The following is a 16,156-nucleotide window of genomic DNA, read 5'->3' as shown; positions in this document are numbered from 1 at the left end:
TTAAGCCGGTACGAAAAGACATCCCCAAAAAACATCTGCAGATATACCAACCTGTCTTTATAAACAAAAAGGGGTTGTATCAAAAGTACCTTATCATCCCGATCGCAGTCGAGGGATCTCTTTCAGAAGTACTTAGGGAAGAGATTTCTCTTCGCTGCACTCATCGAAATGACAACTTTTTTACTTTTGATACAGCCCACCACACACTAAGGTTCAAACCAAATTATTGAGAAAAATCTTATAGCGGAACAACTGTATAAGTCTTACCCTTTTCCGTCATAAATTCTATTTCATAGGTTTTATCCACTTTCAAATCCAAAAGCTTAACGTTTGTTACATTAGTAAACTTTAATTCCTGTACACGAGGCAATAATGGATTAATACCTTCCCCTTTCCGCTCTGGATCACTAACTCCAACTACCTGAATAGGCTGAAAAGATTTCACGCGACAAACACCACCCTGGTTGGCAAGAATGACAGACTTCACCAGTTTGTTCTGCTTCCATTCCATATCAACAGTAAAATTACCTCTCCCCTTAATACCTTTCACAATTCCCTCTCTCCACTCATCAGGAAGAGCAGGAAGCAAATGCAATGAACCATTATGGCTTTGCAACAACATTTCTATGATCCCTGCCGTAGCACCAAAATTTCCGTCAATTTGGAAAGGTGGATGGGCATCCAATAAATTCGGGTAGGTACCGCCGCCACTCATTTGTACATTAGTCAGTTGCTGGTTTACTCCTGCCGAATGTTTACCATCGCCTTCTGCTGTTTTAGCAGGGTCAATCAATGTCAGGCCATCTTTTAAGATCTTTAAAGCATGGTTTCCATCTTGCAACCTCGCCCACCAATTGATTTTCCAGGCCATAGACCAACCTGTACTTACATCACCCCTATGAATAAGGGATTGCTTAGCAGCGGCAGCCAGTTCTGGTGTGGTCTCCAACGTAATTTGGTTTCCCGGGTATAAACCATACAAATGCGAGATATGTCTATGTGTGTCCTTTGGATCATCCAAATCAAAAAACCACTCCTGCAATTGTCCGTATTTGCCGATTTGATATGGGTACAGCTTGGCCTTAGCAGCTTCCAACTGTTTTACAAAATTAGCATCAGTATCTAAAGCCTTAGCAGATTGAATACAAGCATTAAACAACTCCAGCATAATCCCCAAATCCATAGTTGTACCCTTACTGATCTCATATTGTTTCTTATTGATGGTAAAAGTATTTTCCGGAGAAGTTGACGGATTGGTAATCAGATATCCGCTCTGATCGGGTATCAACCAAGCCAATAAAAACTCGGCCGCACCCTTCATCAAAGGATATGCTTTCTCTTTTAGGAATTTTTTATCCCCCGTAAACAGGTAATGATCGTACAAATGCGTACTTAACCAGGCACCGCCCATTGGCCATGCCGACCAGCGTGGTGAACCTTTCGGATCCCAGTCATAACCACCCGTTGGTGAAGTTTTTGCCCAGATATCGGTATTATGATGCAATACCCATCCCTTGTTAATATTATAGTTGATTTTCGCTGTTTCCTTTCCATTCACGGCAAGCCTTTCCAGAAAATCAAATAATGGATAATGCAGTTCAGACAAATTAGTATTCTCCGCCAACCAATAGTTCATTTCCGTATTGATATTTACGGTATAATTACTGCCCCAAGGTGGTTGCACATGATCATTCCACAAACCCTGTAAGTTTGTTGCCTGAGAACCCGGTCTTGAACTGGATATCATTAAATAACGACCAAACTGAAAATACAACACCTGCAATCCCTGATCATTTCCTTTCTGTCCCTGTCTGGACAAACGGATATTGGTTGGAAGATTAGCCAAATCAGGACGATTTCCTAACTTCAAAACCACCCTGTTAAACAGTTTACTATAATCAGCAATATGGGCTTGCTTCATTACATCATATTTTTTTCCAACTGCAGCAGTCAGATTAGCCGAAGCCTCAATTGACGGATTTTTACCTGCAATAGTTGGCGATTTGTCAAAACCGTTAAAACTTGTTCCACTGGATAAATAAATGGTTACTGCATTGGCGTTTTGCACAGTAATTTTATTTCCTAATGTTTTAACAGTTCCACCTTCGTTCAAAACTTTTAAATGAACTTCAAAAGTCATCCCTTCTCCGTTCTCATCGTAAATAATTTGCTCTGGCTCTGTTGGTCTATGTGCCACATGTTTAGGAGCTTTTCCTTTCAAAATCAGTGCATTTTGCCCTACAGCATTGGTTTTGTATTTCAGCTTACTGATTAAATCTGTAGTAAAACTTAAGGCATTTTTCTTATCGGCAGTTAGCCTAATAGCCATCACCTTGTCTGGGTTACTCATTAAAGTTTCCCTTTTATAAGTTACTCCGCCTACTTTGTAAGTTACCGTGTGTACAGCACTATTTAAATCTAAAGATCTTTTATAAGCCTGTACATCGCTATCTTTATGATTAAAATCAAGATAAAGATCAGCCATGGTTAAATATCTAGCAGAATAAGGCCCTTGATTATTCTTCTTCCAGATTTCAGCGGCTTTAGCATAATCCCCATCGTCAATGGCTTTTCTTACCTGAGGCAAAGCCGCTGGACCTTTTGGATTATTTCCCGGATTAGGGAATCCAGACCATAAAGTTCCGTTATTCAGTTGAAAACGTTCTTTGCCAACGCCACCAAAGACCATGGCTCCTTGAAAACCATTACCTATAGGTAAAGCCTCTTCCCAAATCTTAGAAGGTTCCTTATACCATAAAACTAAATTAGGATCTGATTTGCTTTGCGCAAATCCTGCAAGATTTGCTATCACAAAAAGTGTCAACAAGTATATATATCTATTCATCATCATTAAAAGTTAGGCTCTTAAATAATAGCTCTATTTTGTACTAAAATATTGATCAAAGCGGATTCTCCCCTATACTGTCATGCTGAACTCGTTTCAGCATCTCATCATATAAGTTTCGAATCCTCCTTATAAATCGGAGTTCAATTATTATTTCGTGATTTGCATAGTCCTGAATAAGATTGCTTCGTCGTTCCTCATCGCAATTACAAAAATTAGGAACCTCATTGCGAGAAATCGAAGCAATTTCATATCAACAGTATATTTCAATACCTCGGATCTTCTTCACTCGCCCCCAACTACCTAAAACTTAAAAACATACTCCTTTCCGGCTTCGGTAGAAAGATCAAACTCCTTACTGGCTTTAATACCTACCGGTTTTAACTTAGCTTCAGGAGAAATTATTGGCTTCTTAACCGTAGGAACCTCATAAAAAGCATTAGCATTGTTTCCCGATGCAGCTTTAAGATTAGCTGTAGAAGCTAATAAATCCTCATTAATTCTCAACCTGCAATTTCCTCCCAAACGAGAAGTAACTTTCAGCTCCTTTAATTTAGATTTCTCCCAAACAACATCTACCACAAAACCACCTCTGGCTACCAAACCTGTCATTTTACCGGTTGGCCAGATATCAGGCAAAGCAGGTAAAATATGGATAGCACCGTCATGTGATTGCAAAATCATCTCCGCTATTCCTGCAGTACAACCAAAGTTTCCATCAATTTGAAAAGGAGGATGAGCGTCAAACATATTCGGATAAGTTCCACCGCCTTTTACGTTCACACTATCTATACTTCCGCCAACCAACTTCAATTGATCGGTAATTAATTTATAGGCATGATTTCCATCCAGAAAACGGGCCCATAAATTGACTTTCCATCCCATAGACCAACCAGTAGCCGGATCACCTCTGTAAATCAACGAAGTTCTGGCTGCATCAAACAGCTCAGGAGTACTATATGGAGATATTTGATTGCTGGGATATAAGCCATATAGGTGAGAAACATGGCGGTGTTTGTCATCCGGTCTGTCCCAATCGTACATCCATTCCTGTAACTGGCTGTATTTACCAATTTGCATAGGTGCAAGCCTGTTGATCTTTTGTTTCAATAGCGTACTGTAATCTTTATCTATACCTAAAATCTCAGCAGCTTTGGCAGTTTTACTAAACAGATCAAAAAGCAACTGATTGTCCATCGTTGTTCCTGCGGCAATAGATACTCTCTTACCTTCTACATAAGTGTTTTCAGGGGAATTTGATGGAGAAACCACTAACCATTTGTGCTTAGGTTCCTCCTGTAAAATATCCAGATAAAAATCACTTGCACCCTTTAAAACAGGATAATATTTCTTCAAAAAGTCTTTATTACCGGTAAACTGGTAATGATCCCACAAATGCTGGCTTAGCCAATTCCCTCCCATTGGCCAAAGTCCAGCATAAGGTCTGTCAACAGGACCGGTAATCCGCCACAAATCGGTATTATGGTGTGTTACCCAGCCTTTAGCACCATACATCGATTGAGCAGTGGCTTGTCCTGTTACAGCCAGATCTTCCAGCATATTAAACAAAGGTTGATGCAATTCAGATAAATTCGTTACTTCCGCTGGCCAATAGTTCATTTCCGTATTGATATTGATCGTGTACTTACTATCCCATGGCGCATCCATTCTATCATTCCAAATTCCCTGTAAAGTTGGCGGTTGGTTACCCGGTTGCGAGCTACAAATCAAAAGATACCTTCCAAACTGAAAATATAAAGCTGCTAAATGTGGATCAAAGCTTTTTGCGAATTCATAAATCCTTCTGTCAGTAGGTTTATTCACCGAAGCATTGACGCCCACATCAAACTTTACCCGGTTAAAAAATTGCTGATAGAATGCAATATGTTGTTTTAGAGCATCGTCATAATTCTTAACAAATGCTTTATCTAAATAATTTGACGCCTTTACATGTTGGTTACCGGAAATATCATTGTACTTGACAAAATTGGTAGCCATAGAAATATAAATAATCGCCTCATTGGCATTTGTAACCTTCCATAAATTACCTGTCAGCTCCGCCTTTCCTCCTTTTACTTTGGTTTTAACCTGAGTCTCAAATTTGATCTGCCCCTTCTCTCCTTCATGATCCGCAGTTAGCCCTGTTAAAATCAATCTACCGTTTTCTATCTTCTGTGCACTATTCTGCGGCGAAGTTAAAGAAGCATTAAAAGTTATTTTATTTGGCTTATCAGCAGTTAAACGAACAATAATAACCTGATCTGGGAAAGAAGCGAAAGTCTCCCTTTTATAATTAACACCATTTAAACGATAGCTAACGGTCGTTACTGCTTTTTCAATATTAAGGTCCCTATAATATTTTTCAACCTGTGCATGTCCCGGAAAGTTAATTAATAAATCACCTACAGGCTGATAGATCATCCCGCTGTTTTTCTTCGGAAACATATCTACATCAGCCAAAGCCTGTGCTTCCAAAAACTTCTCCTCAAAAATCAGCTGTCTCAGCTTCGGAATAGCAGCCCCCGATTCTGAAGTAATATTGGTATTAGGACCACCAGACCAAACAGTTTCCTCGTTTAACTGGATTTTCTCCCTGTCGGGATTGCCAAACACCATAGCCCCTAAACGACCATTACCAATAGGCAAAGCCTCATTCCAGTTTCTGGACGGTGCATCGTACCACAATTTTAAAGTTTTATCGTACTGCTGAGCATCGGCATTTGCAACAGCTAAAAAAGAGCTTAGAGCTAAAAAATAAAGTTTTCGCATATCTGGGTAATACTATCTAATATACATCCTATTCAAAAAGAAACTGCCTGAATAGGAAATGGCATTTTACACCCAAGCTATATTCAGACAGCTGACAATATCAATATTCTAAAAAACAGGAAAATCAAATGCGCAATTAGCACATTTTATCCATCAAACCAATCAAACTAATTGGCCTATTCATAAACCGTATTGGCAAAACCTTCTAACAGATTACTTCAATATCTGCTACTACACAACTTACCACATACAACTTATCATCTACTACTTACCCGCCCGGACACTCCGCCTCACTTGTCTCCGATACGCAAAAATCAGCAAATCTCACCTGTTCATCCTTTAACGCAGTTTTCCCATCGCCTTTAGATCTATACACGCCCCATTTCCCCCGATTCACCTGATTGTCGCCCGTACGCCACATATCTATACCACTTGTTTTATTATAACTAAGCAAAGTAACACCATCGCTTACCCTTGTTAATACAATTTCAAACGAGCCATTATCACTACTTTTATACTTCACATAAGCCTCTACCCACGTTCCTTTAAACGGAGCTAATGGTACCGAAACAACTTTACCTAAACTATTTGCACTGCTCGCTCCCGCATCATGAATAACTTCCAGCACAGAAGCTCTTGGCGTGATAGTAATCAATGGAGCACCGGCATCTCCACTTTTTGCTTTAATCTGGAAAATATGGCAAAAAGTATTAGACCCTACAAAATCAGCAGGTAATTTAAACTTCCATCTGTAATATCCCATTTCATTTTCCTTATGTTCCGTTTTACTATTACTTCCCTTAATTTCCATTCTTACCCTGTCAAAATTGGTACATCTGTCATTATCATCAATGATATGACTATGGAAAACAAATACATTTTTATTTAAATCCGAATCAAACGCCTGTGTAACATGTGGCCCAAATGGACTATGTACACAATCTGGATTTTCATGGGCAAAAGCCCCAGTAAAAAGAGGATAAGCACTCCCAGAGCTAGCCGTTGCACTTAAAGTAACAGCTCCATTTACAACAGGATTTCCCGCATTGGGGTTACCCGCAGGCGGTTCTTCTTTCGAGGGATCATCTTTATCATTATCAGGCCCTGTTATCGGACCAACAGTTTCTTCCTCTTTTTTTATTGTTGTTTCTTCTTTTGAAGATGTACAAGCCAACAAAATAGCCAAAGACAAACTTAAAGCCAGCACATATTTATTGCTTAATAAAGTCAATTTGTTCATATCCAGTTAAAATTGGTTTTTAAAATAAATTCAGTACACTAAAAGCTACATTCAAATATCTCATAGTTTCTCTTTAAAAAACCTTTCTTTTTGGCATTTTTGTAAGTTATCTTGGCGAAAGAAGCCAATTAAACATTATATTTTGCCAAATCAGCTCAATAAAAAAACAGGCAACCCTGTATTTTTGAAAAATAAATGATCTGGTTATCTTCAGTCGAAAAAGCACAATCAGCCTGTAAAAATAAACTAACATTGAATTTGTAAGACAAAACAGGCTGAGATTTCAACAGAAGATATTGCCAATCGGAATACGTATATTGCATAATAACTTTGATTTATACCAACCAAACTAAGATGAAAAAAGTATTATTGATAGGTGGTCTCGCCATAGCCGGACTAACTATGACCTCCTACACATTTGCTCAGGGCGAAACAAATATTACCGTTGCCGATGGTGTAAAGATAACTTTGCCGAAAGGTTTTACCACAAATATTGTTGCCGAAAACCTGGGTAAACCCAGACACCTGAGTATCAATAACGATGGAAGTATGTATGTAAAATTAGCCAGACCGGTAGATGGTAAGGGAGTCCTTTACCTGAAAGAGTCCAATGGCAAATACAAAGTAGTTAATGGCTTTGGAAATTATGGTGGTACAGGTATTTTCATAAAAAATGGTTATTTATACGCGTCATCCAATCAGGAAGTATTCAGGTATAAACTGAACAATAAAAACGAAGTGATAGATACCCAAAGCCCGGAAACCATTGTTACCGGCTTGAAGATGGGACGACAGCACGAAACCAAATCCATTGTGATAGACAATAATGATAACATTTACGTAAACGTAGGTGCTTATTCAAACTCCTGTCAGGAACAAGATAGAAAAACAGGGTCTAAAGGCATACCCGGCTGTCCATTATTAGACTCTGCAGGCGGTATCTGGCAGTTTAAAACAACTAAACTAAACCAAACCTACGGTCAGGGTGTTCGTTATGCCACAGGTTTAAGAAACGTAGTTGGCTTAGACTGGAACCATATTACAAACAGCTTATTTGTGATGCAACACGGACGCGATCAATTAAACACCTTATTTCCGGAACTATACGATGCAAAAGCAAACGCAGAACTTCCTGCCGAATGTTTATATGAATTAAAAAAAGGAGATAATGCAGGTTGGCCATTTGCTTATTACGATCCCTTTCAAAAAAAGAACATACAAGCTCCTGAATATGGTGGAGATGGAAAAAAACCGGCAAGCACAGCATTTATTAACCCTACAGTAGCTTTTCCGGCTCACCTTGCCCCCAACGGATTGTTATTCTATACAGGTAATCAGTTTCCTGCCAAATACAAAAACGGTGCATTTATAGCATTTCATGGCTCGTGGAACAGAACTCCTGAAAAACAAGAAGGTTTTTATGTAGCTTTTGTACCATTTAAAGACGGTAAACCTGCTGGTGAATGGGAAATTTTTGCTAACGGATTTGCTGGATCTGACAACATAACATCAGCCTCTCAAGCCGTATACAGGCCATGCGGGTTAGCCCAGGGACCAGACGGATCTATTTATGTTACAGACGATAAAAAAGGAACTATCTTTAAGATTAGCTATAATGGTAAATAATAAATTTTATGCCGCATTAGGATTATGCATGGTTATGGGGTTGGCAGGCTATGCTCAACAAAAAAACACAGTAAAAAAAGCAGCCCCATCCAGCAACATGGTTAATGCAGACTTCAAAAAATCTTACGACAGAGGGAGTGCACTCTATACACAGCAATGCATGGTTTGCCATCAGGCGGACGGAAACGGGGTGCCTAATCTAAATCCACCGATAAGAAAAACCACTTACGTAAACGGAGATAAAACAAGACTTATTAATATCCTGCTTAAAGGTTTAGATGAAGAAATAGAAATTAATGGCGAATATTATTCCAACCCTATGCCGCCATTTAATCAGCTAAACGACCAACAGATTGCAGACATACTAACCTATATCCGTAATTCTTTTGAGAATAAATCTGGGATGATAACCAGTGCAGAAGTAAAAAATGTAAGAGCTCAGAAAAAATAGACAGAGACAAACCTCTGAAAAACAACTATTCCAAACTAGTAGTATTCATAGGATAAGCAAACAAGAAATCCTTCAGGTTAATTTACCGGTAAAAACACTGTAAAAACTCCCATGAAGTCCATTTGAAATTACATATAACATATTTACAAACTTACCTAAGTTATGAACTTTATGTCTTTAGTTACTCTCCAACAATATCATAAGCAGAATCAAAGCTCTTTAAGTTATCTTCCAAATGGATTATATTACAACAAACTCCTAAACTAATCCAGGTACCTTTTCTTATTTTGAAATTAGGAATAGTTATAATTGTATTGCCTGCTTCATCGTTAGAAAGATTCCAAATACTATTAATACTTACCTTTAAACTAGAATCATATGCATTAATTGATCCGTTGATATCTGTTTCAAACAGCAATGTAAATGTCATTATCCCGTTTGATGAAATAATAGGTTGCGAGAACCCTTTTCTAAAATAGTTTTCATTCATATTTTAAATATGACAATTAAGCAATTGATGTAAAAGTGTTACTTTAACCTAAAAGTAGGTAAATTAACCATTTTGTATTCAATTGATGTACAACCTATAGTTTTTCCTTTTTCCTCAAAAAGGTAAATTATTGACAGGCCATATATAATGATAAGTTTTGTTAAAAATGAAGAAGTATGATTGTTACAGCCTGTTTAAAAATGAGATAAATAAAATACAGAAGTAAAAGAGACTGCTTCGTTCCTCGCAGTGACACTCCTATTTTTGTCATTGCGAACGGAGTGAAGCAATCTCTTTTGGCATTACTCTCATAGCCTTTTTATAGTCGAACTCAGGTTACTACGGAATTTTTCATGATTTAATTACGTTTTTTTTTCTAGGTCACTAATTAAATCAACTGTAGATTTTCCGGTACTATCAATTGTTATTTCATGTCTTTTCAAAATTGGCATTAAAGCCTGTTTAAATTTATATTGTGATTTTTTTCATGGGCTATTTTGAGTGGGCCAAGTCCTGTTTTTGAAGAGCAAGTTAGATTTCTACCTCAAAAAACACAACAAAATCATAATCAAAAAGAATGGTAAAAAAATTATTAGATGAGTTTTTACCAGACGCTTATATTTATATTTGATTTAGGAGTAAATTATAAGGAGAATTAATATATGGAATTAGGAATTGGAATGTTTGGAGATGTAGCTCAGAATCCAGCCATCGGAAAACAGATTTCTGCACATCAAAGAATACAGGAAATCATCAAAGAAATTAAACTGGCAGATGAAGTTGGACTGGATGTCTTTGGCATGGGCGAGCACCATAGAGAAGATTATGCCGTTTCTAGCCCAGAAATGATTTTAGCCGCAGCAGCAACAGTAACTACAAATATTAAATTGGCCAGTGCAGTAACCGTTTTAAGCTCTTCAGATCCCGTAAAAGTTTACGAAGATTTTGCCATGCTGGATTTACTATCCGGTGGCCGGGCCGAAATTATGGTAGGCAGAGGTAGTTTTATTGAATCTTTCCCCTTGTATGGCTATCATTTAAGTGATTACAATATTCTTTTTGAAGAGAAACTGGATTTACTGCTTAACATTAATAAAAACCAGGTGATTAACTGGAAGGGAACTGTAAGAGCCCCTTTAACCAATCAGCGTATTTACCCCAGAGCACTTAATCCCCAAATACCTATATGGATTGCCGTAGGCGGAACACCAGAATCAGTCCTTAGGGCAGCCAAACTAGGGCTTCCTTTAATTATAGCAATTATAGGTGGCTATCCGTACCAGTTTCAGCCTCTGGTAAAACTATACAAAGAAGAATACGCAAAACATGGTCATGATGTATCTAAAATGCAGATTGCCATACATTCGCATACATTTTTAGGTAATAACGGGCAGGAAACTGCTGACAATTACTTTCCTTATTATGCCGATCAGATGGACAGAATAGGAAAAGAACGTGGTTGGCCACCTTTTAGAAAAGAACAATTTGAAGCCGGCAGACAAAAACAAGGAGCTTTATTTATTGGCGATGCTGCCGAGGTTACCGATAAAATATTGTATATGCATGAACTTTTTGGACTGACGAGATTTATTGCCCATATTGATGTTGGCGGTCCCGAACATAAAGATGTAATGAAAGCTATAGAGCTATTTGGTACAAAAGTAGCCCCTGAAATTAGAAAAGCATTACCTAAAGGATAAATCAGGGTTTTATCTTTTTAGCATCCTATACTATTTTATACGCATCATCTCTTTGGAAATGATGCGTGTTCTTTTTTTCCATAGAATATTAATGCTGTGGCCTAAAACTTATAAACCTAAGTTCGATTAATATTTCATTGTTTTTGAGTGATTTGGACATTATTTCATGTTTTAGTTTCGAAGTAAATTCGGAAGACGCTCCTGTTTTTGTCATTGCGAACGGAGTGAAGCAATCTCAACAACTATAATAATTATTGAATGAAATTTAAACAAGCTCTTAACCTTTTAATTCGCAAGATGATGATGAAGCAAGTTTAGTTCCAATCGATTAAATAAAACCTGTTTAAAAATGAGATAAATAAAATACAGGGGTAAAAGAGACTGCTTCGTTCCTCGCAGTGACGCTCCTATTTTTGTCATTGCTAACGGAATGAAGCAATCTCAACAACTATAATAATTATTGAATGAAATTTAAACAGCCTCTTAACCTCACCACAACATCTGCTTTCTTTATAAACAGTTACACAGCTAAAGTTCTTCCCAAAAAACGTCAGGACCAGCAACTTTTTCGGGCTCTTTTCTGCTTTTGACCTGATTATTTTGGTACTGCAACAATTTACCATCCGAGAAATACAATACCTTCTCTATACGTCCCGCCTGATACATTTTATTGCCTATAATCCCCAAAGGTCCGGATGAATTATAATCAAAACATATTGTAATCATCACTACCAAAGCCCATTGTTTTTCTTCACGAATAGCTATTTTAAACCTTCCTCCTTTAAAATCTTCAGCCCCATTGAATACTACCGGAGGTGCCTTAGAAGTAAAATGTACAGCATTGGTAAAATCAATCCATGCATAGGATACTTCAACCCATAATCTCTCGGCCTTTGGAGGCATACTTGTATAAATTTCTCTTTTAAACGAAGGTAGTTGTACCCATACTTCTTTATCATGCACATTTACAGTTAACCTAAGCAGCGTTAAACCATCAAAACTCCGGTCTTTATTAAATTCAAAACCTCTCAAAACCTCAGGATCGCCATCAAATACGTTTCTGGTTCCTTTCTTTTCAATTGGTCCGCTACGTAATACTTCTCCAAAACGCTTAGATAACCTGCTATGTAAATCGGTTTTAAAAGAACTTAACAATACCTCTTTAAATGCATTTCTTAATAAAACCGAGGCTTTGCTGGCTGTACCAAATTCATTGGCACTTTTAAGACTTTCTGCAGGGGGTTGGTACGATTTGGTTTGCTGTCGTTCAAAGTATTTTTTACCTCTTCGGTAGCCTACTCTATTACCCGTTTTTCCAGAATAAGGCAAAGAATGTTCTTGTTCTGCCATAATATTTTGCTTATATTAGGTATACTCTAAAATAACCAAATAAAAGGTTAAAACCAAGCATTTCTCAGTTTATAAGTCCCACTCTAGTCCCATATAACTCCCACTTAAGTCCCACTCTAATCCCTATTTACTATATACTTACAATATAATTACTATACACTTACTATACTATTGCTATACCTTTACTATACCATTTGTATACTTTTTATAGGCTATGGGCTTTGTTATTGCTGGGTAAAAAGGTTAATAAAGTGTAAACAACACCTAATAAAAGGGTATACTATACCTTTATTAGGTAGGTTGCTGGTAATTGGCTTGTAGGTAGCCTGTAAAAATGAAAAACCTAACGGGAATTTGCTCTGATATCCAGAAAGGAATACTATACGTACAAAAGTTCAGCAAAAAAACTATCCTTAATGACGCACTATCGACTATTAGACTTTGCTTTTCATTGTTTCTTTCTGTTAGTTTGAATCACGGATTATACAGGATTATTGGTTGTCACGGATTTGATTTGCATAATACAACTCCATCAGTGTAATCCTTTAATCTTTTGAATCCGTGGTTCTGACACTGGGAACTCCGTTCATCAAATTCGGACTTTATTAACCCCACGCAATACATTTAGACAAGCTCAATGTGACCCCGTTGGGACTTGGCTTGTCTATCAATTTTATTATCCAGAAATCGTTATACAGGATTATTGGATATCACGGATTTGATTTGCATAATACAACTCCATCAGTGTAATCCTTTAATCTTTTGAATCCGTGGTTCTGACACTGGGAACTCCGTTCATTATATTCAATCTTTAATTAACCCCACGCAAAACATTTAGACAAGCTCAATGTGCCCCCATCGGGGCTTGGCTTGTCTAAATGTTTTATTATCCCGGAACCGGATTAAGCTATTTCTTATTTCTTTGGGCAGAGGCAACTGTCTCGGGCTGTTTCTTTTTAATAAACAAGAGATATAAGCCCAACAGTATAAATGGTATACTTAGTATTTGCCCCATATTTAAGAACATTCCATTCTCAAATGCTGACTGGTTTTCTTTAATAAATTCTACTAAAAACCTTACAATAAAGATTCCTGTAATTACAAACCCGAAATTAAATCCTACGGCTTTCTTGCGTTCTTTATTTATTCTATAAAGTAAAAAGAACAACAAGAAGTAACATATAGCTTCGTATAATTGTGCCGGATGTCTGGGTTGCATATCTTCTTTTACAAAAATAAATGCCCAGCTTACATCTGTTACTTTTCCTATAATTTCTGAGTTCATCAGGTTTCCTAAACGGATAAAACCACCGGCCAAAGGTACAACCATAGCTACGGTATCTACTAAATACCAAAGGTTCATTTTATATTTTCTGGAAAACAGGTACAAACTTACCAGAATTCCTATTCCTCCTCCATGACTTGCCAAACCCTGAAAACCGGTAAACCTAAACGGATTAAAGGTAAATGGTAAGATAATTTCTAATGGATGTTTAGAGTAATAAGCAAAATCGTAAAACAAACAATGCCCTAATCTGGCACCTATTAATGTTCCTAAAAAAACATAAATGGTCAGTTTATCCAGTACTTCTATGCTTATATTTTTTTTCTCGAATTGTTTCTTCACTACAATGTAACTGAACAAAAAAGCCAGCAGAAAACATAACGAATAGAATTTTATTGAGATAAAGCCTAAATCTATAAGGCTTTCTGACGGATTCCAGGTAATATAGTTTAAAAGCATATTCTTTATTTCAGCGATTGATTATTTAAATGTATAATATTTTTACTTCAATACCATTGTATGTCTACAAATTTTTAAAAGCATCGCTTTGTAAAATAGAGATCAGATCTTGCTGTTCAATGTTTTTCAAATCTAAAACTTCAAAAGTTCTTACGTCTACATAGTCCGAGAATTCGGGACTGGTATTGATTATTACTCCGCCCAGCAGAAACACCCTTTCACAATTAAATTCTGTTTTGCATATTTTTACAAGTTCGTGTACTCTGTAATTAATGTTATTATAGGTAACTTCTGTAATTTCTTTTTCGGGCTGTTCTGCTTCTAAAATCCTTTGCTTAAAAGGCATTACACTTCTTTCTAGCAAAGTTTGCTGATAGTCTATTTCCATATTTACGGGAATATAGACATCTTCTATCCTTTTTATACGTTCTAAAGCCAGCATTAATGCTCCGCAGCTATTGGTAAGGTGCTTTTGTCCCGGCCTTCTCATTTTACCCAACTCACCTTCATCTGTAATTCCAATATGGGGGCCATAGAATATAAATGCGTCTCCACCATCAGGTACATGATGGGCAAAAGCTATCATTCCGGTCAGACCGGCATAGGGTAATCCGCCCATTCCGCCTAAAGTAAAGGGTCTGGTTAATACTTTACGAAAGTTTGTGGAAACATTTATATCGTCTGAGCATAAGGAGGTTGCAAATAACATTTTACTAAGGTCTGATTGATATTCGTCTCTCAGAAAGCTTAAATAGGTATCTGTTATTTCTTCTCCTTTTTTTGCATTGGGATAATGCTTTGCTATTAGCCGTTCGATTTCATTATTCATTAGCCTGAGTTTTTTCTCTTTTAAAGAATATGCAGCGAAGATAGAGTCTGGATACGGTTTTAACAATAAAATTTAGGATAAATTGGAAATTACCTATTCAAACAGGCTTTGTTTTTTATAATCTGGAATGGTTTTTTATTCTTTTTCAGAGGGTTTGTTCTTGTGCTTTTTTAATTTTTGTGATGTTCTCTAAAACAAATATTAATTATTTTTAGTTTAATTACTTAATTTTTTTAGGAGAAACCCCATAATATTTTTTAAATGCCGCAGTAAAGTGTGTAGCGTGTTTATAGCCTACCTGACTGGCAATTTCTGTAACAGAGTGTGTTTTTTGTTTTAATAATTGTAATGATTTTTCCATGCGTATTTGTTGCAAATACTCAAATACTGTTTTTCCATAAATCTTTTTAAAGTTTAGTTTTACAAACGTGGTGTTACTACAAATAGTTTCTGCCAGGTTTTTAAGACTATGCTCTTTATCTGGATTATTGGTTAACAAATCATGTATTAAGGTCATTTTTTCTAAGGCTCCTGTATCTATTTCTTCGTGTTCTTTCAGACTATTCTTATAGGCTTCTACAGATAGCAGCAATATCTCCTGTACTTTTAATTCCAGATAACAATCTTTTATTTTTCCTGCAAAGCGGTCTAAATGGTTGGTACCGGAAATACAGTCTGCCAATTCTACAGACATATTGACTACTTTATTTAGTGTTTTGTTTGCCGGAATTATTTTTTCTTGTTCAAAAACTTCTCTCAAAGTTTCTAATTCCTGAAACCATGCTGCTGATACGCCTATAACCAGCAATTCTATTCGTTCTGACGGCAAACAGGTTAAGTTTATCTGAGATTGGTTTTTAGTACAATAAATTAAAGCAAATTGCTTTTGATTAAGCTGTAAGCTGTTGCTTGGGTCTGTATCTATCTGTATTTTATGGCCTCTTAACAGATATAATACGTAAATATTTTTTTGATTAGGGTTATCCAGATAAAACTTCAACTCTTTGTTTAATACAAAATCGGCATAGCAATAATCAACAAACGGTGTTTGCCACTGTAAACATTTGTTGCCTAAAAGTTCTGCTAAAGTTATTTTATCCATCATTTTAATA

General features: G+C 36.8%; 11 protein-coding genes. 3 read left to right on the top strand and 8 right to left on the bottom strand.

Annotated elements, in window-relative coordinates:
• Window positions 1-238: 238 nt before the first annotated feature.
• The 3 genes from ACFSAH_RS00335 to ACFSAH_RS00325 form a co-directional block, all read right to left on the bottom strand.
• Complete coding sequence (locus ACFSAH_RS00335; protein WP_379660685.1) at window positions 239-2,851, bottom strand: glycoside hydrolase family 95 protein; 2,613 nt, start codon at window positions 2,849-2,851, stop codon at window positions 239-241.
• A 297-nt stretch (window positions 2,852-3,148) separates the two neighbouring features.
• Window positions 3,149-5,614, bottom strand: coding sequence for a glycoside hydrolase family 95 protein (locus ACFSAH_RS00330; protein WP_379660684.1), 2,466 nt, complete (start codon window positions 5,612-5,614; stop codon window positions 3,149-3,151).
• Between the two features lie 268 nt (window positions 5,615-5,882).
• A complete protein-coding gene (locus ACFSAH_RS00325; protein WP_379660683.1) occupies window positions 5,883-6,854 on the bottom strand; it encodes a heparin lyase I family protein in 972 nt (323 codons plus the stop codon).
• 354 nt (window positions 6,855-7,208) lie between these two features.
• Between ACFSAH_RS00325 and ACFSAH_RS00320 the strand changes: the two genes are divergently transcribed.
• Both ACFSAH_RS00320 and ACFSAH_RS00315 read left to right on the top strand, forming a co-directional pair.
• On the top strand, window positions 7,209-8,480 hold the full coding sequence (locus ACFSAH_RS00320; RefSeq protein WP_379660682.1) for a PQQ-dependent sugar dehydrogenase: 1,272 nt from the start codon (window positions 7,209-7,211) through the stop codon (window positions 8,478-8,480).
• Window positions 8,470-8,931: a c-type cytochrome gene (locus ACFSAH_RS00315; protein ID WP_379660681.1), complete on the top strand. Its 462-nt coding sequence runs from the start codon at window positions 8,470-8,472 to the stop codon at window positions 8,929-8,931. The genes ACFSAH_RS00320 and ACFSAH_RS00315 overlap by 11 nt, the downstream gene beginning before the upstream one ends.
• 181 nt (window positions 8,932-9,112) lie before the next feature.
• Here ACFSAH_RS00315 and ACFSAH_RS00310 read toward each other — a convergent pair whose 3' ends face one another.
• Complete coding sequence (locus ACFSAH_RS00310) at window positions 9,113-9,421, bottom strand: hypothetical protein (RefSeq protein WP_379660680.1); 309 nt, start codon at window positions 9,419-9,421, stop codon at window positions 9,113-9,115.
• Between the two features lie 662 nt (window positions 9,422-10,083).
• Here ACFSAH_RS00310 and ACFSAH_RS00305 point away from each other — a divergent pair.
• On the top strand, window positions 10,084-11,121 hold the full coding sequence (locus ACFSAH_RS00305; RefSeq protein ID WP_379660679.1) for an LLM class flavin-dependent oxidoreductase: 1,038 nt from the start codon (window positions 10,084-10,086) through the stop codon (window positions 11,119-11,121).
• Between the two features lie 528 nt (window positions 11,122-11,649).
• On the opposite strand, the gene ACFSAH_RS00300 is transcribed toward ACFSAH_RS00305, so the two are convergent.
• The 4 genes from ACFSAH_RS00300 to ACFSAH_RS00285 form a co-directional block, all read right to left on the bottom strand.
• Window positions 11,650-12,471: a hypothetical protein gene (locus tag ACFSAH_RS00300; protein WP_379660678.1), complete on the bottom strand. Its 822-nt coding sequence runs from the start codon at window positions 12,469-12,471 to the stop codon at window positions 11,650-11,652.
• Between the two features lie 907 nt (window positions 12,472-13,378).
• Entirely contained in the window at window positions 13,379-14,215 is an 837-nt protein-coding gene (gene lgt / locus ACFSAH_RS00295) for a prolipoprotein diacylglyceryl transferase (RefSeq protein ID WP_379660677.1), read from the bottom strand.
• A 64-nt stretch (window positions 14,216-14,279) separates the two neighbouring features.
• Entirely contained in the window at window positions 14,280-15,044 is a 765-nt protein-coding gene (locus tag ACFSAH_RS00290; RefSeq protein WP_379660676.1) for a hypothetical protein, read from the bottom strand.
• A 220-nt stretch (window positions 15,045-15,264) separates the two neighbouring features.
• Window positions 15,265-16,149, bottom strand: coding sequence for a helix-turn-helix transcriptional regulator (locus ACFSAH_RS00285; RefSeq protein WP_379660675.1), 885 nt, complete (start codon window positions 16,147-16,149; stop codon window positions 15,265-15,267).
• Window positions 16,150-16,156: the final 7 nt, after the last annotated feature.

This window comes from Pseudopedobacter beijingensis (assembly GCF_042678145.1).
Classification (GTDB): Bacteria; Bacteroidota; Bacteroidia; order Sphingobacteriales; family Sphingobacteriaceae; genus Pseudopedobacter; species Pseudopedobacter beijingensis.
This window is presented reverse-complemented; position numbering and strand designations above follow the sequence as displayed.

Coding starts and splice junctions, on each gene's coding strand:
- ACFSAH_RS00325 (WP_379660683.1), bottom strand. CDS start 6,854: ATGAACAAATTGACTTTATTAAGCAATAAATATGTGCTGGCTTTAAGT.
- lgt (WP_379660677.1), bottom strand. CDS start 14,215: ATGCTTTTAAACTATATTACCTGGAATCCGTCAGAAAGCCTTATAGAT.
- ACFSAH_RS00285 (WP_379660675.1), bottom strand. CDS start 16,149: ATGATGGATAAAATAACTTTAGCAGAACTTTTAGGCAACAAATGTTTA.
- ACFSAH_RS00310 (WP_379660680.1), bottom strand. CDS start 9,421: ATGAATGAAAACTATTTTAGAAAAGGGTTCTCGCAACCTATTATTTCA.
- ACFSAH_RS00320 (WP_379660682.1), top strand. CDS start 7,209: ATGAAAAAAGTATTATTGATAGGTGGTCTCGCCATAGCCGGACTAACT.
- ACFSAH_RS00335 (WP_379660685.1), bottom strand. CDS start 2,851: ATGATGATGAATAGATATATATACTTGTTGACACTTTTTGTGATAGCA.
- ACFSAH_RS00300 (WP_379660678.1), bottom strand. CDS start 12,471: ATGGCAGAACAAGAACATTCTTTGCCTTATTCTGGAAAAACGGGTAAT.
- ACFSAH_RS00305 (WP_379660679.1), top strand. CDS start 10,084: ATGGAATTAGGAATTGGAATGTTTGGAGATGTAGCTCAGAATCCAGCC.
- ACFSAH_RS00290 (WP_379660676.1), bottom strand. CDS start 15,044: ATGAATAATGAAATCGAACGGCTAATAGCAAAGCATTATCCCAATGCA.
- ACFSAH_RS00330 (WP_379660684.1), bottom strand. CDS start 5,614: ATGCGAAAACTTTATTTTTTAGCTCTAAGCTCTTTTTTAGCTGTTGCA.
- ACFSAH_RS00315 (WP_379660681.1), top strand. CDS start 8,470: ATGGTAAATAATAAATTTTATGCCGCATTAGGATTATGCATGGTTATG.